Source organism: Agrococcus sp. AC640b (genome assembly GCF_979255995.1).
This window is the reverse complement of record NZ_CEEDMM010000029.1, coordinates 224,474-247,715: the sequence shown is the minus strand read 5'-3', so window position 1 is coordinate 247,715 and position 23,242 is coordinate 224,474. Positions and strand designations below refer to the sequence as shown.

The 23,242-nt window shown below is 72.7% G+C and carries 19 protein-coding genes, 2 tRNA genes and 2 pseudogenes; 15 read left to right on the top strand and 8 right to left on the bottom strand.

Annotated features, from left to right (window positions below):
• Positions 1–105 precede the first annotated feature (105 nt).
• The 10 genes and pseudogenes from leuA to ACZ6H8_RS12785 all read left to right on the top strand — a co-directional run.
• A pseudogene (gene leuA, locus ACZ6H8_RS12830) lies at positions 106–1,839 on the top strand (2-isopropylmalate synthase); the annotation flags it as partial.
• A pseudogene (gene recO / locus ACZ6H8_RS12825) lies at positions 1,835–2,443 on the top strand (DNA repair protein RecO); the annotation flags it as partial. The pseudogenes leuA and recO, both read left to right, overlap by 5 nt.
• 11 nt (positions 2,444–2,454) lie before the next feature.
• Positions 2,455–3,261: an isoprenyl transferase gene (locus tag ACZ6H8_RS12820; RefSeq protein ID WP_464147302.1), complete on the top strand. Its 807-nt coding sequence runs from the start codon at positions 2,455–2,457 to the stop codon at positions 3,259–3,261.
• Positions 3,262–3,340: 79 nt separating this feature from the next.
• Positions 3,341–4,795: a putative Ig domain-containing protein gene (locus ACZ6H8_RS12815; RefSeq protein WP_464147235.1), complete on the top strand. Its 1,455-nt coding sequence runs from the start codon at positions 3,341–3,343 to the stop codon at positions 4,793–4,795.
• Between the two features lie 77 nt (positions 4,796–4,872).
• Positions 4,873–5,712 (top strand): endo alpha-1,4 polygalactosaminidase, encoded by an 840-nt coding sequence (locus ACZ6H8_RS12810; RefSeq protein WP_464147233.1) that lies wholly within the window; start codon positions 4,873–4,875, stop codon positions 5,710–5,712.
• A 70-nt stretch (positions 5,713–5,782) separates the two neighbouring features.
• Positions 5,783–7,165 carry a glycine--tRNA ligase gene (locus ACZ6H8_RS12805; protein ID WP_464147232.1) on the top strand — a complete coding sequence of 461 codons (1,383 nt, stop codon included), beginning with the start codon at positions 5,783–5,785 and terminating at the stop codon, positions 7,163–7,165.
• A 4-nt stretch (positions 7,166–7,169) separates the two neighbouring features.
• Positions 7,170–8,330: a tRNA dihydrouridine synthase DusB gene (dusB, locus tag ACZ6H8_RS12800; RefSeq protein ID WP_464147301.1), complete on the top strand. Its 1,161-nt coding sequence runs from the start codon at positions 7,170–7,172 to the stop codon at positions 8,328–8,330.
• Positions 8,320–9,552 carry a deoxyguanosinetriphosphate triphosphohydrolase gene (locus tag ACZ6H8_RS12795; RefSeq protein WP_464147231.1) on the top strand — a complete coding sequence of 411 codons (1,233 nt, stop codon included), beginning with the start codon at positions 8,320–8,322 and terminating at the stop codon, positions 9,550–9,552. Before dusB ends, ACZ6H8_RS12795 begins: the two co-directional genes overlap by 11 nt.
• Positions 9,552–11,489, top strand: a complete 1,938-nt coding sequence (gene dnaG, locus ACZ6H8_RS12790; RefSeq protein ID WP_464147230.1) for a DNA primase — start codon at positions 9,552–9,554, stop codon at positions 11,487–11,489. The genes ACZ6H8_RS12795 and dnaG overlap by 1 nt, the downstream gene beginning before the upstream one ends.
• Positions 11,486–12,274 carry an ATP-binding cassette domain-containing protein gene (locus tag ACZ6H8_RS12785; protein ID WP_464147229.1) on the top strand — a complete coding sequence of 263 codons (789 nt, stop codon included), beginning with the start codon at positions 11,486–11,488 and terminating at the stop codon, positions 12,272–12,274. The genes dnaG and ACZ6H8_RS12785 overlap by 4 nt, the downstream gene beginning before the upstream one ends.
• A gap of 70 nt (positions 12,275–12,344) precedes the next feature.
• Here the strand turns inward: ACZ6H8_RS12785 and ACZ6H8_RS12780 are convergent.
• A tRNA-Asn gene (locus tag ACZ6H8_RS12780) sits at positions 12,345–12,417 on the bottom strand.
• Between the two features lie 67 nt (positions 12,418–12,484).
• Positions 12,485–13,048: a peptide deformylase gene (def, locus tag ACZ6H8_RS12775; RefSeq protein WP_464147228.1), complete on the bottom strand. Its 564-nt coding sequence runs from the start codon at positions 13,046–13,048 to the stop codon at positions 12,485–12,487.
• A 43-nt stretch (positions 13,049–13,091) separates the two neighbouring features.
• On the opposite strand from def, the gene ACZ6H8_RS12770 reads away from it, so the two are divergent.
• The 3 genes from ACZ6H8_RS12770 (at position 13,092) to ACZ6H8_RS12760 (ending at position 15,435) form a co-directional block, all read left to right on the top strand.
• Positions 13,092–14,042, top strand: coding sequence for a DMT family transporter (locus tag ACZ6H8_RS12770; RefSeq protein ID WP_464147227.1), 951 nt, complete (start codon positions 13,092–13,094; stop codon positions 14,040–14,042).
• Entirely contained in the window at positions 14,039–15,337 is a 1,299-nt protein-coding gene (locus ACZ6H8_RS12765; protein ID WP_464147225.1) for a glycosyltransferase, read from the top strand. Before ACZ6H8_RS12770 ends, ACZ6H8_RS12765 begins: the two co-directional genes overlap by 4 nt.
• A gap of 24 nt (positions 15,338–15,361) precedes the next feature.
• Positions 15,362–15,435, top strand: a tRNA-Ile gene (locus ACZ6H8_RS12760).
• Positions 15,436–15,470: 35 nt separating this feature from the next.
• Here the strand turns inward: ACZ6H8_RS12760 and ACZ6H8_RS12755 are convergent.
• The 4 genes from ACZ6H8_RS12755 to ACZ6H8_RS12740 form a co-directional block, all read right to left on the bottom strand.
• Complete coding sequence (locus tag ACZ6H8_RS12755) at positions 15,471–16,511, bottom strand: hypothetical protein (RefSeq protein WP_464147224.1); 1,041 nt, start codon at positions 16,509–16,511, stop codon at positions 15,471–15,473.
• Positions 16,512–16,631: 120 nt separating this feature from the next.
• On the bottom strand, positions 16,632–17,315 hold the full coding sequence (locus tag ACZ6H8_RS12750) for a hypothetical protein (protein WP_464147223.1): 684 nt from the start codon (positions 17,313–17,315) through the stop codon (positions 16,632–16,634).
• Complete coding sequence (locus tag ACZ6H8_RS12745) at positions 17,312–17,770, bottom strand: hypothetical protein (protein WP_464147222.1); 459 nt, start codon at positions 17,768–17,770, stop codon at positions 17,312–17,314. The genes ACZ6H8_RS12750 and ACZ6H8_RS12745 overlap by 4 nt, the downstream gene beginning before the upstream one ends.
• A 70-nt stretch (positions 17,771–17,840) precedes the next feature.
• Positions 17,841–19,229 (bottom strand): dihydrolipoyl dehydrogenase family protein, encoded by a 1,389-nt coding sequence (locus tag ACZ6H8_RS12740; protein WP_464147221.1) that lies wholly within the window; start codon positions 19,227–19,229, stop codon positions 17,841–17,843.
• A 94-nt stretch (positions 19,230–19,323) separates the two neighbouring features.
• On the opposite strand from ACZ6H8_RS12740, the gene ACZ6H8_RS12735 reads away from it, so the two are divergent.
• Complete coding sequence (locus tag ACZ6H8_RS12735) at positions 19,324–19,833, top strand: hypothetical protein (RefSeq protein WP_464147220.1); 510 nt, start codon at positions 19,324–19,326, stop codon at positions 19,831–19,833.
• A 54-nt stretch (positions 19,834–19,887) separates the two neighbouring features.
• A complete protein-coding gene (locus ACZ6H8_RS12730; protein ID WP_464147219.1) occupies positions 19,888–21,000 on the top strand; it encodes an alcohol dehydrogenase catalytic domain-containing protein in 1,113 nt (370 codons plus the stop codon).
• On the opposite strand, the gene ACZ6H8_RS12725 is transcribed toward ACZ6H8_RS12730, so the two are convergent.
• Positions 20,997–21,944, bottom strand: coding sequence for a D-alanine--D-alanine ligase family protein (locus ACZ6H8_RS12725; RefSeq protein ID WP_464147218.1), 948 nt, complete (start codon positions 21,942–21,944; stop codon positions 20,997–20,999). The genes ACZ6H8_RS12730 and ACZ6H8_RS12725 overlap by 4 nt on opposite strands.
• A complete protein-coding gene (alr, locus tag ACZ6H8_RS12720; protein WP_464147217.1) occupies positions 21,935–23,053 on the bottom strand; it encodes an alanine racemase in 1,119 nt (372 codons plus the stop codon). The genes ACZ6H8_RS12725 and alr overlap by 10 nt, the downstream gene beginning before the upstream one ends.
• Between the last annotated feature and the right edge of the window lie 189 nt (positions 23,054–23,242).

Sequence of the window (23,242 nt, the reverse complement as noted above, 5' to 3'; positions counted from 1 at the left end):
TCGCTGCTCCTCCTTCTTCGCCGCGGCGAGGCCTAGACACCGGGCCATCCTCGCCGCGGAGTCGCGCGCAGCAGCCCGGAGTCGATTCGACCCCAGGAGCACAGCATGAAGAGCATGCAGCAGCCGTCGGGCATGCCGGCGCACCGGTACGTCCCGTACCACGAGCAGATCCGCGTCGACCTGCCCGACCGCACGTGGCCCGACCGCCGCATCGACCGCGCACCCCTGTGGTGCGCCGTCGACCTGCGTGACGGCAACCAGGCCCTCATCGAGCCCATGACGCCCGACCGCAAGCGGATCATGTTCCAGCTGCTCGTCGAGATGGGCTACAAGGAGATCGAGGTGGGCTTCCCCTCGGCGAGCCAGACCGACTTCGACTTCGTGCGGAACCTCATCGACGAGGGCCTCATCCCCGACGACGTCACGATCCAGGTGCTCACGCAGTGCCGCGACCACCTCATCCGCCGCACGTTCGAGGCGATCGACGGTGCGAAGCAGGCGATCGTGCACATCTACAACTCGACGAGCGTGCTGCAGCGCGACGTGGTGTTCCGCTCCGACCGCGAGGGCGTCAAGCAGATCGCCGTCGACGGCGCCCGCCTGTGCCTCGAGCTCGAGGGCATGCTGCAGCACACGCAGGTGCGCTACGAGTACAGCCCCGAGTCGTACACCGGGACCGAGCTCGACTACGCGCTCGAGGTCTGCAACGAGATCATCGAGGTGCTGGACGCTCGCCCCGAGCGTCCCGTCATCATCAACCTGCCCGCGACGGTCGAGATGGCGACGCCCAACGTCTACGCCGACTCCATCGAGTGGATGCACCGCCACCTCGCGCGCCGCGAGTCGGTCATCCTGTCGCTGCATCCGCACAACGACCGCGGCACGGGCATCGCTGCCGCCGAGCTCGGCTACATGGCGGGCGCCGACCGCATCGAGGGCTGCCTGTTCGGCAACGGCGAGCGCACCGGCAACGTCGACCTCGTCGCGCTGGGGCTCAACATGCTCACGCAGGGCATCGACCCCGAGATCGACTTCTCGGACCTCGACCGCATCCGCCGCACGGCAGAGCACTGCAACCAGCTGCGCGTGCCCGAGCGCTCGCCGTGGGCAGGCGACCTCGTGTACACCGCCTTCTCGGGCTCGCACCAGGACGCCATCAAGAAGGGCTTCGAGCGCATGGCCGCCGACGCGGAGGCGGCGGGCCGCCACGTCGACGAGATGCCGTGGGCCGTGCCGTACCTGCCGATCGACCCGAAGGACGTCGGCCGCTCGTACGAGGCCGTCATCCGCGTGAACTCGCAGTCGGGCAAGGGCGGCGTCGCCTACCTGCTCAAGAGCGACCACGGCCTCGACCTGCCGCGACGTCTGCAGATCGAGTTCTCGAACATCGTGCAGGCGCGCACCGACTCCGAGGGCGGCGAGGTGTCGAGCTCGGCGATCTGGCGCATCTTCGGCGACGAGTACCTGCCGAACCCGTCGCGCGAGGCCGAGGACCAGTGGGGCCGCTTCGAGCTGCGCGAGGTCGCGACGCAGTCGTCGCTGCGCGGCGAGACGCGTCTGACGGTGACGCTGCGCGACGAGCAGACGCTGCGCGATGCGCAGGCGTCGGGCAACGGCCCCATCGACGCGCTGCTGTCGCTGCTGCGCGCCGAGGGCGTCGAGGTGTCGCTGCTCGACTACGTCGAGCACACGATGGCAGCCGGCCAGGACGCGCAGGCCGCGTCGTACGTCGAGCTCGAGCTCGGCGGGGAGCGGTTCTGGGGCGTGGGCATCGACCACTCGACGTCGTACGCGTCGCTGCGCGCGATCGTGTCGGCCGTGAACCGCGGGCTGCGCACGCCTCGAGCCGTTCATGGTCGCCGACCTGCAGCTCGCCGTCGGTCGCAGCCTCGACATCGTGACGCAGGCGGAGACGATCGGGTCGTACGCCGACCAGATCATGATCGACTACCCGCGGTACACGGCGGCTGCCGTGATGGTCGAGACCGCCGATCGCCTCACCGATCACGACGCCTCGGTGCAGCAGTACCTGCTGCTCGTGGGTGCGCTGCGCTCGCTGTCGCGCGCGGAGCACGATCCGAGCCTCACGCTCGACTCGTACCTGCTGCGTGCGATGGCGATCGCAGGATGGGCGCCGACGTTCGGCGACTGCGCCGTCTCGGGCGAGCCAGGGCCGCACACGGCGTTCGTGCCGCAGCTGGGCGGCATGGTCTCGGACCGGCACGCTCCGCCCGGCGTCGCGCGGCTCGACACGGAGACCGTCGCGCTGCTGGCCTCGCTGCTCACGGGCGACTGGGCCGTGGCCGACGCGACGGGCGATCGCGCGCGTGCACGCGCATCCGGCATCGTCGGCGCGTGGGTGCAGTGGCACCTCGAGCGCGGCCTGCGCGGGCTCGAGCACGTCGACCGCGTGCGCACCGCACCGGCATCCTCCGCCGAGTAGCCTCTCTCTCGATGAGCGAGCGACGCATCCCGAGGCATCCCGACGCGGTCGCGTCGCGGCCCGTCGACTGGACCGGGCAGCATCCGCCCGCATACGAGCCCGGCTCGGTGCCGAGCCACGTCGCCGTCATCATGGACGGCAACGGCCGCTGGGCGAACCGGCAGGGCAAGACGCGCATCGAGGGGCACCAGGCGGGCGAGGAGGTGCTGCTCGACGTCGTCGCCGGCGCGCTCCAGGCCGGCGTGCAGCACCTGTCGGTGTACGCGTTCTCGACCGAGAACTGGAAGCGCGACCCCGCAGAGGTGCGCTTCCTCATGGGCTTCAACCGCAAGGTGCTGCACCGCAGGCGCGACCAGCTGCACGACTGGGGCGTGCGCATCCGCTGGGCCGGCCGTCGGCCGCGGCTGTGGCGCTCGGTGCTCGACGAGCTGCAGGTGGCCGAGCGGCTCACGGCCGAGAACACGCGCATGACGCTCACGATGTGCATCAACTACGGCGGCACCGTGGAGATCGCCGATGCGGTGCGCTCGATCGCCGACGACGTCGCGGCCGGCAGGCTCAAGCCCTCTGGCGTGACGGAGCGTCTCATCCGCAGCCGCATGTACCTGCCGGACGTGCCCGACGTCGACCTCTACGTGCGCTCGTCGGGGGAGCAGCGCATCTCGAACTTCCTCACCTGGCAGGGCGCATACGCCGAGATGGTCTTCCTCGACACGCTCTGGCCCGACTTCTCGCGCCTCGACCTGTGGCGGGCGATCGACGTCTACACGGGGCGCGAGCGCCGCTTCGGCGGCGCGATCGACGCGCCGACCGTCTAGGGCGCTCCCAGCCCGGGGTCGGAGACCGCCTTCGGCGGATGTGCAGCCAGCTCTCTGCCACACGATGTACCGTCTGAGCGTGCGCCGCCTCCTCGCCCCAGCAGCCCTCGTCGCTGCCGCCTCGCTGCTCATCGTCTCCGCGCCGTCGATCGCCGTCGCCGCGACCGCAGGGGGCTCGACGTCCGAGACCGCCGAGGTCGATGGCGCGTCCGTCGACCGATCGCTCGTCGTCGCCGACGACGTCACCATCGCGTCGGTCACGATCGCCATCGACTTCCTGAAGACCGAGGGCGCCTGCGCCGCACCGACCTCGGGCGCCGCGGCGCACGCCGAGACCGGCTTCGCGCTGCAGTCGCCGTCCGGCACGACGGTGCAGCTCGTCGCACCGGGAACCTACTCGGGCGACGCGGCGATGGCACGATCGGTCGTGGTGCTCGACGACGCGGCTGCGGCTGCCGCATCGGGCACGCCCACGGTCGGTGCGGTGCGGCCCTCCCAGGCGCTCGCGGCCTTCGCGGGCGAGTCGTCGGCCGGTGAGTGGACGCTCACCGCGACCGACGCCGCCGTCGGCGCCCCGCTGTGCCTGCTCGGCGCGTCGATCACCATCCAGGAGGCCGGACCCGCGCTCGCAGGCGGCCCCCTGCCGGTCGCGAGGCTCGGAGCGGTCTACGCGGCGTCGATCGTCGCCGACGGCGTCGCCCCCATCGCCTACGCGGCCGTCGACCCCGCCGCGCTCCCGCCGGGCATCGTGCTCGCGGAGGACGGGACGCTCGCCGGCACGCCGACGCAGGACGGCGACTTCCGCTTCGACGTCGTCGCATCCGACGCGACGGGCGACTCCGAGCCGGCGACCTTCCAGCTGAGCGTGCAGACGCCGCCCACGATCGAGGGTGCGCCGACCGCCATCGCGCAGATCGGCGTGCCGTTCTCGTACGTGCCCACCGTCGACCCCGGCACGCCCCAGTCGCTCTTCGGCGTCTACGGGCTGCCCGGGGGACTCGCCGTGAACCCGCTGAACGGCGAGATCTTCGGCACGCCCACCGGTGCGCTCGGCGACTTCGTCGGCACGTACGCGCCGGTCTACGGCGTCGGCCCCGACCCCGAGCACACCGTCGTCATCTCGGTGGTCGCCGGCCCCACGTCGTCGTACGTGATGACGTCGGACGTCGACAGGATCCGGGTCGGCGGCACCGTGACCTTCTCGGTCGCGGGCACCGATGCCGAGGGCAACCCCACCGACGTCGCCGCGACGACGACGCTCGTCTCCAGCGTCGCCGGCGACGTCGTCGACGGTCTCGCAGTGACCTTCACGAGCGCCTCCCCGCACACCATCACGGCCACCGACTCGGCGTCCGGACTCACGGACGTCGCGGTCGTCGAGGTCGTCGACGCGACGGTCCCGCCGACGACCGCGCCCGGCGGCGCATCGGGCACGCTGCCTGAGACCGGCGGCGAGCCCGGATGGCTGCTCGCGCTCGCCGCGCTGGCACTCATCGGCACCGGCGTCGCCGTCGCGTCGCGCCGCGTCGCCTGACCCATCGTCATCGCCTCACGGCGGATGGCAGCCGGTCGCATGCGCTCTGCGCATGCGTCGTGCTGCGACGATGAGGCATGCGCATCGGCTCGTCGCTCTGGATCGCCGTCGCGGCGCTGACGCTCGTCGCATGCTCGGCACCGGCGACGCCGACCGTGACGGGCGACGACGCCGCCGCACGCTGGGGTGCGGCATCCGAGGGCGCCGTCGACTATCAGCTCGGCGGCGCGTACGAGCCGGTGCCCGGCACGACCGTCGTGGTGCGCGACGCCGCGGACCCGCCCGCGCCGGGCACCTTCTCGATCTGCTACCTCAACGGGTTCCAGACGCAGCCCGACGAGGCATCCCTCTGGCTCGACGAGCACCCCGACCTGCTGCTGCGGGATGCCGCGGGGGAGTCGATGATCGACCCCGGCTGGCCGGACGAGATGGCGCTCGACACGTCGAGCCCCGAGTCGCGCGCCGGCATCGCGGCGATCGTCGAGCCCTGGATCGCGGACTGCGCGGCTGCGGGCTACGACGCGATCGAGCTCGACAACCTCGACTCGTGGACGCGGTTCGACGGGCTCACGATGGAGGGCAACCTCGCGCTCGCCTCCCTGCTCGTCGACGCCGCGCACGAGCGCGGCCTCTGGGCGGCGCAGAAGAACGCCCTCGAGGTCGGCCAGGCGGGCGTCGACGCCGGCTTCGACATGGTCGTGACCGAGGAGTGCGGTCGGTACGACGAGTGCGCGGCGTACGCGGCGCTCTACGGCGACCGGCACCTCGACGTCGAGTACGCCGAGTCGGTCGACGAGGACGCCTTCCAGGCGCTGTGCGATGCGGGCGACGTGCCGCACCTCAGCGTGCTGCGCGACCTGCCGCTGTCGGTCGCGGGCGACGACGGTCACGTGCACAGCACGTGCCGCACCCCCTGAGCGCACCGGTAGGATTGGATCTTCCCACCAACTTCAGCGCACGACCCGGTGCGCATGATCGAGGAGCACCATGCCGACGAGCCGTCTCGACCAGGTCATCAATCTCGCGAAGCGTCGCGGATTCGTCTTCCAGGCCGGTGAGATCTACGGCGGCTCGCGGTCGTCCTGGGACTACGGTCCCCTCGGCGTGGCGCTGAAGGAGAACATCAAGCGCCAGTGGTGGAAGACGTTCGTGCAGGGTCGCGACGACATGGTCGGCCTCGACTCGTCGATCATCCTGCCGCAGAAGGTGTGGCACGCCTCCGGCCACGTCGCGACGTTCACCGACCCGCTCGTCGAGTCGCTGCACACGCACAAGCGCTATCGCGCCGACCACCTCATCGAGGCGTACGAGGCCAAGCACGGCCACCCGCCCGAGAACGGCCTCGCCGACATCAAGGACCCCGAGACCGGCCAGCCGGGCTCCTGGACCGAGCCGCGCTCGTTCTCCGGCCTCATGAAGACCTACCTCGGCCCCGTCGACGACGAGGAGGGCCTGCACTACCTGCGCCCCGAGACGGCGCAGGGCATCTTCGTGAACTTCAACAACGTCGTCACGACCGCGCGCCGCAAGCCGCCGTTCGGCATCGGCCAGGTCGGCAAGTCGTTCCGCAACGAGATCACGCCTGGCAACTTCATCTTCCGCACGCGCGAGTTCGAGCAGATGGAGATCGAGTTCTTCGTGCCGCCCGCCGAGGCGCCCGAGTGGTTCGACCGCTGGGTCGCGGACTGCGAGGCGTGGTTCCACGACCTCGGTCTGAAGGCGGAGAACATCCGCCACCTCGACGTGCCCGACGGCGAGCGCGCGCACTACTCGGCGCGCACGATCGACCTCGAGTACCGGTTCGGCTTCCAGGGCAGCGAGTGGGGCGAGCTCATGGGCGTCGCCAACCGCACCGACTACGACCTGTCGACGCACTCCGAGGCCTCCGGCAAGAAGCTCGAGTACTTCGACCAGGCGGCCAACGAGCGCTACACGCCGTTCGTGATCGAGCCGTCGTTCGGCCTCACCCGCAGCCTCATGGCCTTCCTCATTGAGGCGTACGACGAGGAGGAGGTGCCGAACGCGAAGGGCGGCACCGACACCCGCACCGTGCTGCGCCTCGACCCGCGCCTGTCGCCCGTCAAGGCGGCCGTGCTGCCGCTGTCGCGCAACGAGCAGCTCTCGCCGCTCGCTCGCGACGTCGCAGCGAGCCTGCGCAAGCACTGGGCGATCGAGTTCGACGACGCGGGCGCCATCGGTCGCCGCTACCGCCGTCAGGACGAGGTCGGCACGCCGTTCTGCATCACCGTCGACTTCGACTCGCTCGAGGACCAGGCGGTCACGGTGCGCGAGCGCGACACGATGCAGCAGCAGCGCGTGGCCATCGCGGAGCTCGAGGGCTTCCTGGCGCAGGCGCTTCTCGGAGCCTGACGTGATCGGCACGCAGACGACGAGCGCGACCACGGCGCCGGCGCTGCGGATCGGCCCGATCGAGCTCGAGGCGCCCGTGGTGCTCGCCCCCATGGCGGGCATCACGAACACGGCGTTCCGCAGGCTGTGCCGCGAGCACGGCGCAGGGCTGTACGTCGCCGAGATGGTGACGTCGCGTGCGCTCGTCGAGCGGGGCGAGGAGACGTTCCGGCTCCTCTCGCACCACGAGTCCGAGACGCCGCGCTCGGTGCAGCTCTACGGCGTCGACCCGGCGACGGTCGAGCGGGCCGTGCGCATCATCGTCGACGAGGACCTCGCCGACCACATCGACCTCAACTTCGGATGCCCCGTTCCGAAGGTCACGCGCCGCGGCGGAGGCTCGGCGCTGCCGTGGAAGCATGAGCTGTTCCGGGCGATCGTCGAGCGCGCCGTGCGCGCCGCAGGCGACATCCCGCTCACCGTGAAGATGCGGAAGGGCATCGACGACGACCACCTCACGTATCTCGAGGCGGGTCGTGCCGCCGAGGCCGCAGGCGTCGCCGCCGTCGCGCTCCACGGCCGCACCGCTGCGCAGCACTACTCCGGCACCGCCGACTGGGAGGCCATCGCACGCCTCAAGGAGGCAGTGACGAGCGTGCCCGTGCTCGGCAACGGCGACATCTGGCAGGCGGAGGACGCCGTGCGCATGATGGAGGTCACCGGCTGCGACGGCGTCGTCGTCGGCCGCGGCTGCCTCGGCAGGCCCTGGCTGTTCGGCGATCTCGTCGCGGCGTTCGAAGGCAGCGAGGAGCGCTTCCGCCCCTCGCTGCAGCAGGCGCTCGCCGTGTTCCGCAGGCACGCGGTGCTGCTCGTCGAGCACTTCGGCGACGAGGACCGCGCCTGCCGCGACATCCGCAAGCACGTCGCCTGGTACGGCAAGGGCTACCCGATCGGCGGCGACACCCGCCGCGCACTCGCAGCCGTGTCGAGCCTCGACGAGATCGACGAGCTCATCGCATCCATCCCCGACGCGCCGTACGACGCGGCGGGCGTCGAGGGGCAGCGGGGCCGCGCTGGCAGCCCCAAGCGCCCCGCGCTGCCCGACGGCTGGCTCGACAGCCCCGAGCTGACGCCCGCGCAGCGTGCGTCGCTCATCGAGGACGAGAGCGACACGCGTGGCGGCTGACTACGTGGGCCACGACCGCGAGCGCTGGTGGCCGGAGACGCACTCGACGCGCCGCAGCGACTTCGCGCGCGATCGCGCGCGCCTGCTGCACTCCAGCGCGCTGCGCAGGCTCGCGCAGAAGACGCAGGTCGTGTCGCCGACGTCGGGGCTCGACTTCGCCCGCAACCGCCTCACCCATTCGCTCGAGGTCGCGCAGGTGGGCCGTGAGCTCGCCGGCGCGCTCGGGCTCGACCCCGACGTCGTCGACACCGCGTGCCTCGCGCACGACATCGGGCATCCGCCGTTCGGGCACAACGGCGAGCGCGCGCTCGACGAGTGGGCGAAGAGCATCGGAGGCTTCGAGGGCAATGCGCAGACGCTGCGCGTCATCACCCGGCTCGAGCCGAAGATCGTCGGCGACCGCGACTACGGCCTCAATCTCACGCGTGCGAGCGTCGACGCCGCGACGAAGTACCCGTGGCCTGCGGAGCAGGAGATGCTCGACGCAGGGTCGGGACGCGTGAAGTTCGGCTTCTACGCCGTCGACCGCGACGTGTTCGAGTGGGTGCGCCAAGGTGCGCCGGACGCGCGGCGCTGCATCGAGGCGCAGGTCATGGACCTCGCAGACGACATCGCCTACTCGGTGCACGACTTCGAGGACGCCGTCGTGAACGGGTTCATCGACCCGCGCGCGCTCGCCGGACGCGCCGACCACGACGCGCTCGTCGACCGCATGGCGCGGTGGGTGGGCGACGTGCCGCGCGACGACCTGCTGGCCGCATTCGACCGGCTCGACGACCTCGACACGTGGCTCGACTCGTTCGACGGCGGCCGCGGCGACCAGGCGCGGCTGAAGAACCTCACGTCGCGGCTCATCGGGCGCTTCGCGACGCGGGCGGCTGCCGCGACGCGCGACGCCTACTCCGGCCCCCTCGCCCGCTTCGGCGGCAGCGTCGTCGTGCCAGACGAGGTGCGAGCCGAGATCGCCGTGCTCAAGGGCACCGTCGCGGCGTTCGTCATGGACGTCGAGCACCGGCAGCCCCTCTACGAGCAGCAGCGCACGATCCTCGGCGAGCTGGCCGACCGTCTCCTCGACGTCGGCGAGGGCGCGCTCGACGCGACGTTCGCAGGCGACTGGCGCGCGGCGTCGACCGACGAGGAGCGCCGCCGGGTCGTCGTCGACCAGGTCGCGAGCCTCTCGGACCACACGGCCGTCGCCTGGCACGCGCAGCAGGTGGTCTGATGGCCGGGCGCATCCGCAGGGAGGACATCGACGAGGTGCGCAGCCGCATGTCGATCGTCGACGTCGTCTCCGACCACGTGACGCTGAAGTCGGCGGGCGTCGGCAGCCTCAAGGGGCTGTGCCCGTTCCACGACGAGCGCACGCCGTCGTTCCACGTGCGGCCCGCGATCGGCAGGTACCACTGCTTCGGATGCGGCGAGGACGGCGACGTCATCGGCTTCGTCATGGCGATGGACCACACGTCGTTCGCCGAGACCGTCGAGCGCTTCGCCGCCCAGCTGGGCGTGACGCTGCGCTACGAGGACGGCGGCGCGCCGCAGATCGAGGCAGGCTCGCGCATGCGGCTGCTCGAGGCGTCGAAGGCGGCTGCCGAGTTCTTCCAGGCGCAGCTGCTCACGCCGGCCGCCGAGCCCGGGCAGCGGTTCCTGGGGGAGCGCGGCTTCGACCTCGCCGCCGCCCAGCGCTTCGGCGTCGGGTTCGCGCCGCAGTCGTTCGAGGCGCTGCGCACGCACCTTCGCGCGCTGGGCTTCACCGACGACGAGCAGCTGCGCGCAGGTCTCCTCTCGGAGGGTCAGCGCGGACCGTACGACCGATTCCGCGGGCGACTCGTGTGGCCCATCCGCGACGTCACGGGCGCGACGGTCGGCTTCGGCGCGCGCAAGCTGCTCGACGACGATCCGGGCCCCAAGTACCTCAACACCCCTGAGACGGCGATCTACCACAAGTCGCAGGTGCTCTACGGGCTCGACCTCGCCAAGCGCGACGTGTCGAAGCAGCGCGAGGCCGTCATCGTCGAGGGCTACACCGACGTCATGGCCTGCCACCTCGCGGGCGTGACGACGGCGATCGCGACGTGCGGCACCGCGTTCGGCGTCGACCACATCAAGGTGCTGCGTCGCGTGCTGGGCGACGTGTCGACGTCGGACACGACGGCGCTCGGTCGCGTCGTGTTCACGTTCGACCCCGACGAGGCAGGGCAGAAGGCCGCGAGCCGCGCGTTCGCCGAGGAGCAGCGCTTCGCTGCGCAGACGTTCGTGGCCGTCGCCCCCGACGGGCTCGACCCGTGCGACCTCAGGCTGCAGCGCGGCGACGATGCGGTGCGGCGGCTCATCGAGACGCGCAGGCCCATGTTCGAGTTCATGCTGCGTCGCGTCGTGGATGCGTTCGACCTCGAGACCGTCGAGGGCCGCGTGCAGGCGACGCGGGCCGCGGCACCCGTGCTCGCGACGATCCGCGACCGCGCGCTCGCCGATGGCTACCAGCGGCAGCTCGCCGGCTGGCTCGGCGTCGATCCGCGCGACGTGCAGCGAGCGCTCCAGGCGTGGCGGGCGCACCAGGGGCAGCAGCAGCGCGACGCGCGCGCCCAGCAGGGCGGGCCCGGCCAGGGCGGGCACCAGAGCCGACCGGGACAGGGCGCGCCGTCGGGCGCCGTTGGGCAGGGTTCCGGCGTGGCCCCCGCGGAGCCGACGGTGACGATGCGGCAGCTGCCGAGGGACCCGGCGACGATGGTCGAGATGCGTGCGATCGTCGCGATGCTGCAGCAGGCATCCGAGGTGCCCGCCGAGCTGCGGGACCGCGCGCTCACGGCGCACTTCGACAACGCGACGCTGCGCACCATCCGCGACGCGTTGCTCGTCGAGCTGCAGACCGGCAGCGGTGGCCTCTCGGAGCGCGTGGCGGCGACGGTGCCCGAGCCGTTCCGCGGGTTGGTGCGCGAGCTCGCGATCACGCCGATGGAGGAGGGGCTGCGCGGCATCGCCGCGTCGGTGCGCGGCTACGTCGTGAACCTCGTGCACCGTGACATCCTGAGGGAGAAGAGCGAGCTGCTCGGGCAGGCGATGCGGCTCGCGCCGCGCGACCCCGAGGGGGCTCGCGAGATCCATCGCCGCATCGGCGAGCTCGACGTCGAGCGCGAGAGGTTGGAGGAGCAGCGATGACCGAGCCCACCCACGCTGCCATCCGCGTGCATGACGCGTCGCTCGCGCACCCCGGCACCTCCACCCTCGTCGTTCGCGGCGCGACGTTCGTGGCGGAGCCCGGCTCGCCGGTGACGCTGCTCGGACCCACGGGTGCAGGCAAGTCGACGCTGCTGGATGCGATCGCGCTGCGCACGCCCAAGGAGGCTGGGCCCGAGGTGCACGGGGGCACGATCTCGGTGCTGGGCCACGATGCGCGCACGCTCGGCGCTCGCGCTCGGACGCGGCTGCTCGCGTTCGTCGGGCACGCGCAGCAGCGAGGCTCCGAGCGGCTCGACGGCACGCTCACGGTGAGCGACGTGATCGCGAGCCCGATCTTCGACCGTGATCCGCGCTTCGATCGCCAGGAGGCGGGCATCGCCGTCGCGGGCGCGCTCGACCGCGTGCGCCTGCCGCTCGGCATGCTCGATCGGCACGTCTTCGAGCTCTCCCGCGGCCAACGCCAGCGGGTGTCGCTCGCGCGAGCGCTCGTGCTCGACCCACGAGCGCTCGTGGTCGACGACCCCATCTCGGGCCTCGATCCGGTGGTCGCGCCCGAGGTGCTCAGGGCCCTGCGCGACCTCGCCGGCTCGCGCGCGGTCGTCGCGGCGGTGCGCACGCCGCATCAGGCGCGGGCGATCGGCGGCACGGCCGTCGTGCTGCACCGCGGCCGCGTCGTGGGCGCGGGCCCGATCGACGAGCTGCTCGCCGACCCCCGGCACCCGTTCGTCGCGGCGCTCGCGCGCACGGAGCTGCCGGCCGCCTGACCGCGAGCCCCCCTCGACTCCGCGGGCATGCAGAAGGCCCCCACCCGGGTGGGTGGGGGCCTTCTCGCTGCTCCCCGAGATGGACTCGAACCATCAACCTGCCGGTTAACAGCCGGCTGCTCTGCCAATTGAGCTATCGAGGAATGCTGGGAACAGCCCGGCTAGCCTAGCACCGATCCGAGACGCGTCGTGCACGCGGCGGGTGCCGCCTCACGCCTCGATGTCGTCGACTCCGGGCGTCCAGGAGTGGCCGGGCCTGCCCCATCTGGCCTTCTTGATGGCCTTGTCGATCGCCTTCCGCTCGGGATGCGCGAGACGGTCGGCGTAGAGCACGCCGTCGAGGTGGTCGTACTCGTGCTGGAAGATGCGGGCGAGCCAGCCGGTCGTCTCGATGCGGAACGGCTCGCCGTCGAGGTCCGTCGCCTCGAGGATCGCCGCGAGCGATCGCACGAGCGGCTCGCGCTCGCCGGGGATGGAGAGGCAGCCCTCCTCGTCGTCCTCGGTGAGCTCGTCGAGCGGCAGGGGAGCGATCCACAGCGTGGGGTTCACGGCGACGCCGGAGGACTCCGCACCCTCTGCGTCGGTCCACGACCACACGAACAGGCGCAGGCCCACGCCGACCTGCGGGGCTGCGAGCCCGACGCCGGGCGCGGCGTGCATCGTCTCGACCATGTCGGCGACGAGCGTGCGGACCTCGTCGTCGATCGTCGCGACCTCGAGGGCTGGGGTGTGGAGCACCGGCTCGCCGGTGATGCGGATCGGGAGCACGGCCATGTCGCCCAGGGTATCGAGGGTGCGACGCCGCTACTGTCGAGGGGTGCGCCTGGCCGACCTCTCCGATCTGACCGAGCAGATCTCGCTGACGCCGCTGCAGGCGCTCGGCATCCCGATCGCGATCGTGGGTGCCGTGGTGCTGTCGCTCGGCACGCAGTTCCAGCACCGTGGGGTCGCGCTCGTCGAGGGCAAGGCGGGTGCGCACACCACGTCGGGCGCGAAGATCGACATGCGCCAGCTGGGGATGCTCGTGCGCCGCCCGTCGTGGGTGCTCGGCACCGCGATGCTCGGTGTCGCGGCGCTCATGCAGCTGTGGGCGCTGTCGCTCGCGCCGCTCATCGTCGTGCAGCCGCTCGGCGCCGTGGCGCTCGTGGTCACGGCGATCGTGAACGCACGCGTCGCACGGCACAGGCTCGACTCGCCGACGATCAACTCGATCCTCTTCTGCCTCATCGGCATCGGCATCTTCGTGGCCGTCGCCGCCGTCTTCGCCGTCGAGCATCCCATCAGCGACCGGCAGCTGCTGACGGTGCTGAGCCTGCTGCTCGTCGTCGGCATCGGGCTCGGCCTCGCATGGTGGCGCTGGCGCGGCAAGGCGGGCGCGATCTTCTACGTCATCGCAGCCGGCGTGCTGTACGGCTTCGTCGTCACGCTCATGAAGGTCGTGCTGAACCGGCTCACGACCGGCAACTTCGAGTGGCTCACGATCCTCTGCCTCGTCGGGGTGCTCGCGGCGCTCGTCTTCGGCGGCTACTTCGTGCAGCTCGCGCACGCCTCGGGCCCACCGGATCTCGTGATCGCGGGCCTCACGGTCGTCGATCCGCTCATCGCGGTGCTCATCGGCGTGACGGTGCTGGGCGAGGCTGCCCAGACGCCGCCGTGGGCGCTCATCGTCTTCGTGCTCGCGGGCGGGCTCGCCGTGTTCGGCGTGTTCCAGCTCGCGAGGCACCACCCGCAGCTGCAGGCCTCGACCCACTTGGAGGACGACGAGTGACGGACCCTCTCCGCATCCTCATCACCGGAGACACCTTCGCGCCCGACGTCAACGGCGCGGCGACGTTCGCGACCCAGCTCGCAGCGGGCCTCGTCAGGCGCGGGCACGAGATCCACGTCGTGGCATCGGCGACGGGACGCGGCAGGCAGGGAACGCGCATCGAGGAGCACGAGGGGGTGCGCTTCACGGTGCATCGCCTGCGGTCGCTCGGCTACCCGGGCCACGACTGGCTGCGGTTCGCCGAGCCGTGGCGCATCGTGCAGAACGCGGGCTCGCTGCTGGATGCGCTGAAGCCCGACGTCGTGCACTTCCAGTCGCACCTCGTCGTCGGGAGGGGGTTCGCGGCTGCGGCGCGTGCGCGCGGCATCCGCCTCATCGGCACGAACCACATCATGTTCGAGAACCTCATGGATCACTCGAACGTGCCAGGCGTGCTGCAGGGTCCTGTCATCGGTGCGCTCTGGAGCGATGCCGGCCGCGTGTTCGGCCGCTGCGACGCCGTCACGACGCCGACGCGTCGCAGTGCCGACTACCTCGAGCGCATGGCTGGCCTCGACCACGTGCACGCGATCTCCTGCGGCATCCGCGCGAGCGACTACACGGTGTCGACCACCCGCAATCGCGGCACGATCGTGTTCGTCGGCCGCGTCACGAGCGAGAAGCGCATCGAGACCGCCGTGCGCGCCCTCGCACGAATGCCGAAGGACCTGGATGCCCGGCTCGTGATCGTCGGCGGTGGCGACCTGCTCGACCACCTGGGTGCGCTCGCGCGCGAGCTGGGCGTCGGCGACCGGGTGGAGCTCACGGGCCTCGTGCCGGTCGACGAGCTGCGCAGCCGCCTCACGGGCGCCGAGGTCTTCGTGATGCCGTCGACGGCCGAGCTGCAGTCGATCGCGACGCTCGAGGCGATGGCCTCGGGCCTGCCCGTCGTCGCGGCGGACGCGATGGCGTTGCCGCACCTCGTCGACGGCAACGGCTACCTCTTCGCGCCCGACGACGACGCCGACCTCGCGGCGCAGCTCGAGCGCGTGCTGCGCGCGAGCGACGAGGAGTGGCTGCGCATGCGGCACCGCTCGCTGCAGATGGTGGCACCGCACGACATGGAGACGACGCTCGACACGTTCGAGGCGCTGTACCGCGGCGAGGACGTCGCCGATCCCGTCACGGAGCTGCCGCGCCTGCAGACCGACTCCGGCACGATCGAGCTCGACGCGGATGGTGCGCTGCAGGACACGTCGGCGACGGACCGTGCGAACGCGGATGCCGACGCGGCGCCTGCGGACGAGTCGCGGTAGCGGCGCGTCGGTAGGCTCCTGCGCGGGGCGGTAGCTCAGCTGGTCAGAGCAGCGGACTCATAATCCGTCGGTCACGGGTTCAAGTCCCGTCCGCCCTACGAGACGGTCGCCGAGGCGCGGTCCGAGGGGTGGGTCAGGCCGCGTCGCAGCGGTCGACGACGAGCGTGTGCTGCAGCTCGTGGGCGTCGAGCGCGCGGCCGACGTCGGTGACCAGCTGGTCGTGGCTCGCGACGGCTGCGTCGCACTCGGAGACGCCGCCGAGATCGATGGTGACGCGCACGGACGGCGTGACGTGCACCTCGCCGTCGGCGATGCTCCAGTCGAGCTCGGCCTCGTAGTCGACGCGCAGGCCCTCCGAGTCGGGGAGCGCGGCGACGAGCGTCGACAGCTCGGCGAGGGCGTCGGAGATCGCAGCGGGCGAGGTCGCCGTGCGCACGACCATGCCGTCCGGCGTCTGCAGCTCGATCGCCGTGGAGCCGTCGAGCAGCGCGGCTGCCGCGTCGGCGATCCGCACCGACTCCGAGAGCAGGACGGTGGCGCTGTCGGTCGCGACCGGGACCGTGAGGGTGAAGCCACCGTCGACCTCGTCGACCAGCTCGCCGATGCTGCGTCCGCCGATCACGCCGAATGCGCCCTGCTCGGACGTCGACGGGTCGAGGTCGAGCCAGGTGTCGTCCGGGAGCGAGAGCACCAGGGTCGCGATGTCCTGCAGCTCGTCCGACGAGAGCGACCTGGGGTCGCTGCGATGCCACCAGCCGTCGAAGACCTGCCTGCCGGTGTGCTGCTGCACGACGACGATCGAGACGATGTGCTCGTCGAGCCGATCGTCGTGCAGCGACGACCGCGCGGCGTCGAGGATGCGGGCGAGCGCAGTGGCCTCGACCGCCGCGCCGACCGTCACGGAGAGGAGCACCTCGCCGTCGGGTCGGTCGCCCGTGAGGTGTCGGTGACGCCGGTAGCCGGGGTGCTCGTGGTCGAGCTCCGTCTCGACGGAGACGACGCCGGGCAGCGCCGCGACGCGCTCCTCGGCATCGGCGACGGCGCTGTCGGAGCTCCAGGGGAGGAACGGCACGCCGAAGCCGATGCCGAGGGCGACGAGCACCGTGACGACGAGACCGCCGATGAGGAGCGGCCCCGCGCTCGACCGGTGCGCGCGTCTCGCTCGCCTTCGCATCACGCACCTTCGTCCCTCGGGCGGGATGCCTCCCGCGATGGTCCCGACCTGCACGCTAGGCCGTGCGCATCGGGCGCCCCTGCGCGTCGGCTGCATGCCGCGTGCGCGGGAGCGGGGTGCTCAGTCCCGCGCGCGCAGGCAGAGGAACGACGCGAGGTCGGCGACGACGTCGGCGGAGGCGTCGGGGTGCCGGATGAGGGGCAGGAACCTCGTCCGCGGGTCACGGGCCGTCGAGCGGACGGTGGCGCGATCGAAGACGCGGCCGAGGCGATGACGCAGGCGGGCACCCAGCGGCAGCGCCGCGGCGGCCTCGTCGAGGCGACCATCGACGAGGAACGCCGTGAGCGGCTGACCGGCGAGGCGCCGTCGCGCGGCGGGGGCGGTGACGGCCAGCACGTGCAGCCACGACGCCGTGCCGCCGCCGAGCGAGAACCCCTCGCGCGTCATCGTCAACCTCGGCGTGCCGGTCGCCATGCGCACGACCAGGCGAGCCTCGACGACCAGGACCAGCACGACGATGGCGCCCATCGCGACGTCGAGGGGCGTCAGCAGGTCGTGGCTGCTCGCCACGCGCGCCGCGAGGATCGCGATGGGGATCGGCAGCGCTGCGAGCCATGCGAGCGCTGTCCACAGCTGCCATCGCCAGCTCGAGCGGATCGTGAGCGATCCGGTGTTCAACCGGTCGATGAGGCCGTCGAGCTCCGCCTGGTACGCGGCCGTGTGACGCCTGGGCGCCTCCGACGCCTGCGTGCGCCGATCGCGCCCGAGGTACGGCCACCGATCGGGTTCGTGGCCCGTGGTCACGGTGCGGCGCCCGGTGCGCCGACGCGGGCGGAGACGCTCGTGCGTGCACGAGATCGATCGGCGAACCAGCGCTGCGACGGGGGCACCGACAGCAGCACGACGGCGACGGCGACGAGGATCGAGCCGACCGGCGCCTGCTCCATCGCGATCGCCACGGGGACGACGAGCGCGGCGAGGAGGGCGAGCACGGTCCGCGACCATCCCCGCGCGCGCACCGCGGCGATGAGCGCTGCGAGGAACGCCGCCGCGACGACGAGCCACGCCGCGGCGTACCCGATCGCGACGACGGGCTCGTCGCCCGCGAGCGCGAACACCGCGACGATGGCGATGCCTGCTCCGACCGGGAGCATCGCGACCACTGCGCCGATGCTGGCGACGACGATGCCGGCGACGATCGTCCACGACCTCGTCGCGACCGCTCGTGGCGCGCTGGGCGGGGGAGGTGCGCTCGTCATGACCGCCAGCCAACCAGGAACGCGTGCGAGCCGCCTGGATGCCCGTGCGTCGGTCTGCGGCACGCCCGCGTCAGCGCGCGGCGAGCACCGCCCGCGCCGCCATGCCGATGATCGCCGAGTACGTCGGGTACGCGAAGCGCACCTCGGCGAGGGTCTGCACGCGCACGCCAGCTGCCATGGCGGTCGTGAGCGCCTGCACGACCTCGACGGCGCTCTCGCCGACGGCGTGGGCCCCCAGCACCGTCGAGCGCGAGCGGTCGACGACGAGCTTCAGGAACCCGGTGTCGCGGTCGTCGATCACAGCACGGTCGAGCGCGTCGTAGCGCACGGTCGCCACGACGCACTGCGCGTCGCGCTCGCGTGCCTCCGCCTCGGTGAAGCCGACGCCCGCGTAGTCGGGGTCCGTGAACCCGCCGGCGGGCAGCAGCCGATGGGGTGCGCGCACCGACGCGCCGAGCACGGCGTTCTCGGCAGCGGCCTCGCCCTCGAACTGCGCCGCCTGCACCAGCATGTCGCGGCCGTTCGCGTCACCGACGGCGAACACGTGCGGCACGGCGGTGCGCAGGTAGTCGTCCGCGGGGATCGCGCCGCGCTCGACCGCGAGGCCGGCGTGCTCGAGGCCGAGGTCGGCGACGTCGGCAGGCCATCCGGTGGCCATGATCACGCCGTCGACCTCGAGGGTCTGCTCGGCGCCGTCGTCGACGATCACGAGGTCGATCGCACCCGACGCCGAGCGTGCGAGGCTCGACACGCCGCCGATGCCGCACCGCACGTCGACGCCGCGCGCGACGAACGAGCGCGTGATCTCGGCGGAGATGTCGGCATCCGACGGCATGAGGATGCGCGGGGCGAGGTCGAGCAGCGTCACGTGGGCGCCGAAGGCCGCGAGCACCGTCGCGAGCTGCGCGCCCGTGTTGCCGCCGCCGATGACGGCGACGCGGCCAGGGAGCGCTGGCAGGTCGAGCACCTCGTCCGGCAGGATCGCGAGCTCCGCGCCGGGGATGGGCAGCCGCCGCGCATGCCCGCCGACGCACACGAGGATGCTGTCGCCTGCGATGCGGCGCCCGCTGTCGAGCTCGACGGTGTGCTGGTCGACGAACCGCGCGCGACCCTCCTGCACGAGATCGACGCCCGCCGCGGCGAACCGCTCCGCCTCGCGCTTCATCGCGCGCACCTCGTCGACGCGCGCGTGCACCCTGTCGACCATGACGCGCCAGTCGAGCGACACGTCGCCCACGACGACGCCGTGCTCGTGCGCAGAGCGAGCGTCGCGGATGAGCCGTGCGGCCCGCGCGAGCACGCGCGTGGGCACGCAGCCCGAGTTCACGCACGTGCCGCCGAGCCTCGCAGCCTCGAGCACGACGACGCGGGCGCCGAGATCGGCGGCGCGCAGCGCGGCCGCCGTGCCGCCCGGTCCTGCGCCGATGACGACGACGTCGTAGCGATCCGCATCCACCATGGGTTCCTCCGACCGATCCGTCTGAGCCTCCATCCTCTCGACCCCGCCGCCGCCCGCACCAGGGGTGGCGGAGACGTTCGCGTACCGTGAGTGCGTGCGCGCACGAGACGAGACCGAGGCGGGCCGCGAGGGGCGAGCGGCGGTGCTGAAGGAGCGCATCTACCTGACGTTCGCGGCGCTCGCGGTCGTGCTCGCGCTGTCGGCGCACGGGCAGCCGACCGCAGGCGAGGCGCTCACGACGCTCGGCGTGACGATGGCGGGCACGGTGCTCGCGGTCTTCACCGCCGACGTCGTCTCGCACATCGTCGTCCACGAGTCGCTGCCCACCCGCGCCGACATGGTGCATCTGCTGCGCACGCTGCTCGGGGCGATCGGCGGCGTCGTGCTGCCGTTCGTCTTCCTCGCGCTCGCGGCTGCGGGCGCGTGGGAGCCCGTCCGGGCGCTGCACGCGTCGTCGGTCGCGCTCATCGTCGCGCTCGTCGTCATCGGCTGGCTCGCCGTGCGCCGCGCACGCATCACGTGGTGGCAGCGCATCGTCGTGCTCGGGGCGGAGGCGGTGCTGGGACTCGTGACGATCGGCCTGCAGGTGCTCGCGCACGGCTGACGACCCGCACGCCGCGACGACCACGCTGCGGGCGCCCCTGGCAGACTCGAACGCATGACGACGACGTCCATCCGCGGAGCGGTGCTGCACGAGATCGGCGCCGAGCGCCCCTACGCCAGCTCGCGGCCCTTGCGCGTCGAGTCGCTCGAGCTCGAGCGCCCAGGGGCGACGGAGATCCTCGTGCGCATCGAATGCGCTGGGCTGTGCCACTCCGACCTGTCGGTCGTCGACGGCAACCGCGCGCGGCCCGTGCCGATGCTGCTGGGCCACGAGGCTGCCGGCATCGTCGAGGAGGTCGGCGCGTCGGTGCCTGCGATCGCGGTCGGCGACCGGGTCGTCATGACGTTCCTGCCCCGCTGCGGCGACTGCAGCGGGTGCGCGTCGAACGGCGCGAGCCCGTGCGAGCGCGGCAGCGCATCGAACGCGGCGGGCACGCTGCTCTCCGGCGAGCGACGTCTCACGATGGGCGGCGAGGCCATCCATCACCATCTGGGCGTGTCTGGCTTCGCGACGCACGCGGTCGTCGACCACCGCTCGGTCGTCGGGGTGGACGCGGACGTGCCCGCCGACGTCGCGTCGCTGCTGGGCTGCGCCGTGCTCACCGGCGGCGGCGCCGTGCTGAACGCTGCGAGGCCCGAGGCGGGGTCGACGCTCGCCGTGGTGGGTCTCGGCGGGGTGGGGATGGCCGCGGTGCTCGTGGCGCTCGGCGTGCCCGACGTCGAGGTCGTCGCCGTCGACCCCGTGCCCGAGAAGCGCGCGCTCGCCACGCGGCTCGGCGCCCGCTCGGCGACGGCCGACGACCTGCGCGACGCGGGGGAGCGATTCGCGAACGTCGTCGAGGCCGCGGGCGCCGTCCCCGCCCTCGAGGCTGCCGTGGCGCTCACGGCGCCAGGCGGGCGCACGGTCACGGTCGGTCTCCCGCATCCGGATGCGCGGCTCGCGCTCTCGCCGACCGCGCTCGTCGGCGAGGGCCGCTCGCTCGTGGGCAGCTACCTGGGCTCGGCCGTGCCGTCGCGCGACATCCCGCGCTACGCCGACATGTGGCGCGAGGGTCGCCTCGACGTGGGCGTGCTCGTGTCGAGCCGCATCGGCCTCGACGACGTGGCAGCCGGCATGGATGCGCTCGCGAGGGGTGCCGCGCTGCGTCAGATCGTCGAGCTGCCCTAGGCGCCGCGGCTGCCGACGGTGTCGGCGACCGCGCCGCGCACGAGCCCGTCGACGAGGTCGTCGAACGGCACGCCCGCCTGCGCGAGCATGCGCGGCACCTGGCTCAGCCGCGTCATGCCCGGCATCGTGTTGACCTCGTTGCACACGAGCGCGTCGCCGTCGACGAACCAGTCGATCCGCGCGAGGCCGCGGCAGCCGAGGGCGGCGAACACCCGCAGCGACTCCGCGTCGATCCGAGCGCGTACGTCCGGTGCGAGCCGGGCAGGCACGACGAACGGCGGCTCGCCCCCGTACTTCGCCGACGCGTCGAACACGCCTCCTGGCGCACGCACGATCTCCAACGGAGCGCCCACGCGGACGACGCCGTCGAGCTCGACGACGGCGACGTCGACCTCCAGCCCGCCCGCGTAGCGCTCGACGAGCATCGGCGTCGCCGCGCACGCCGCGGCGACCTCCGCCGCGGTCGACGCGACGAGCACGCCGACGCTCGAGCCGTCGGCCAGCGGCTTCACGACCACGGGCGCGCCGAGCGCGGCGATCGCCTCCTCCGCAGCCGCAGGGGAGGCCACGACGCGCCCGGCGACGGTCTCGACGCCGTGCGAGGCCAGCACGGCCTTCGTGACGTCCTTGCGCATGCACACGGCGCTCGCCTCCACGCCGCAGCCGACGAACGGCACGCCGAGCGTCGCGAGGAATCCCTGCACCGTGCCGTCCTCGCCACCCACGCCGTGCAGCGCGGGGAAGACCACGTCGACGCCTGCGAGCGCCTCGACGAGCGCGGCAGGCGAGCGCCGCACGTCGTCGACCGCCCACGACCCGTCGCGCGCGATCGTCGCCCGCACGACGTCGTGGCGCGCCTGGAGCGCGTCCGCGACCGCCGCCGCGCTCGCGAGCGACACGTCGTGCTCGTTCGACACCCCGCCACCGACGACCATCACGCGCATGCTGCACCTCCCACGAACGACCGCTGCCACCGCGCGCCCAGGTGCGTGACGATGTCGTGCGCGATCGTGCCAGACCAGCTCGCCCAGTCTCCCAGCGTGGGCGCCTGCGGCTGCGTGCCCACGATCGTCACCTGCTCGCCCGACTCCACGCCCGCATCGCCGACGTCGACGACCACCTGATCCATCGACACCGCACCCACCACGCGAGCGCGGCGACCCCGCACGAGCACCTCCGCGCGACCCGAGGCGACGCGAGGGATGCCGTCCGCGTAGCCGACGGGGATCGTCGCGAGCCGCGTGCGACGATCGGCGACCCATGCGTGGTCGTAGCCCACGCCCGTGCCGGCGGCGATGTCGCGCACGACGACGGCGGGGGCCGCGAGGCCGATGACGGGCGAGAGGGCGTCACCGCCGACGGGGTCGATGCCGTAGAGGCCCGCGCCCACCCGCACGAGCTCGTACTCGGTGCCGATGCCGCGCAGCGCGGCAGCCGTGGCCGCGACGTGCCGCACCTGCGGCACGAACCCGCGGCGCGCGGCGGTGCGCACGGCGTTGTCGAAGAGCATCCGCTCCGTGCGGTTGCGCAGCGAGTCGGGATGCGCGGCATGGCTCAGGTGCCCCATGACGCCGACGGGCTCGACGACGCCCACCGTGGCGAGCGCGCCTGCGAACGTCACGAGCTCGCGCCACGACGCACGGGGCGCACCGTCGCGGGCGAGGCCGAGGTCGACGTGCAGGTGCACGCGCGCTGCGACACCCGTGGCTCTCGCCGCCGCGACGACGGCGCGCAGATGCGCCAGCGACGCCACGGCGACGTCGACGCCTGCGGCGACGGCGGGGTCGAAGTCGGCGGCGGGGGACGAGAGCCACGCGAGCGTGCGAGCCCCGGTGCGCTGCCGCAGCGCGACGGCTTCGTCGAGCGACGTCGTGCCGAGCCAGTCGGCGCCGTTCGCGAGCAGGTGCGCGGCGACGTCGCCGTGGCCGAAGGCGTCGGCCTTCACGACCGCGACGAGGCCCCGCGAGCGCTGGCGGAAGGCGCGAGCGTTCGCGCCGAGCGCGTCGAGGTCGACGCGCAGCTCGGGGGCGGCGAGCGAGGTGCTGATGGGCATGCACCCACTCTGCGCTGCGCGGCTCCTGCGGTCGTCGTGCGCGAGGTCGGCCCTCCTCATCCCATCGGATGATCCGGCGCTCCCCGTGCCGTGCCCCATTCGGAGCGTCGCGGCTGCACGAGACCCGACGCGGAGTCGCTCGGCGGGCCGCTGCTGCGCGCGTTCGACGGCGGGTAGCGTGACGGGATC

Bases quoted from the DNA above. Each gene is read 5' to 3' on its own strand.
- ACZ6H8_RS12820 (WP_464147302.1), top strand. From the start codon at position 2,455: ATGAGCGAGCGACGCATCCCGAGGCATCCCGACGCGGTCGCGTCGCGG.
- ACZ6H8_RS12810 (WP_464147233.1), top strand. From the start codon at position 4,873: ATGCGCATCGGCTCGTCGCTCTGGATCGCCGTCGCGGCGCTGACGCTC.
- ACZ6H8_RS12805 (WP_464147232.1), top strand. From the start codon at position 5,783: ATGCCGACGAGCCGTCTCGACCAGGTCATCAATCTCGCGAAGCGTCGC.
- dnaG (WP_464147230.1), top strand. From the start codon at position 9,552: ATGGCCGGGCGCATCCGCAGGGAGGACATCGACGAGGTGCGCAGCCGC.
- ACZ6H8_RS12785 (WP_464147229.1), top strand. From the start codon at position 11,486: ATGACCGAGCCCACCCACGCTGCCATCCGCGTGCATGACGCGTCGCTC.
- def (WP_464147228.1), bottom strand. From the start codon at position 13,048: ATGGCCGTGCTCCCGATCCGCATCACCGGCGAGCCGGTGCTCCACACC.
- ACZ6H8_RS12755 (WP_464147224.1), bottom strand. From the start codon at position 16,511: ATGCGAAGGCGAGCGAGACGCGCGCACCGGTCGAGCGCGGGGCCGCTC.
- ACZ6H8_RS12745 (WP_464147222.1), bottom strand. From the start codon at position 17,770: ATGACGAGCGCACCTCCCCCGCCCAGCGCGCCACGAGCGGTCGCGACG.
- ACZ6H8_RS12740 (WP_464147221.1), bottom strand. From the start codon at position 19,229: ATGGTGGATGCGGATCGCTACGACGTCGTCGTCATCGGCGCAGGACCG.
- ACZ6H8_RS12730 (WP_464147219.1), top strand. From the start codon at position 19,888: ATGACGACGACGTCCATCCGCGGAGCGGTGCTGCACGAGATCGGCGCC.
- ACZ6H8_RS12725 (WP_464147218.1), bottom strand. From the start codon at position 21,944: ATGCGCGTGATGGTCGTCGGTGGCGGGGTGTCGAACGAGCACGACGTG.
- alr (WP_464147217.1), bottom strand. From the start codon at position 23,053: ATGCCCATCAGCACCTCGCTCGCCGCCCCCGAGCTGCGCGTCGACCTC.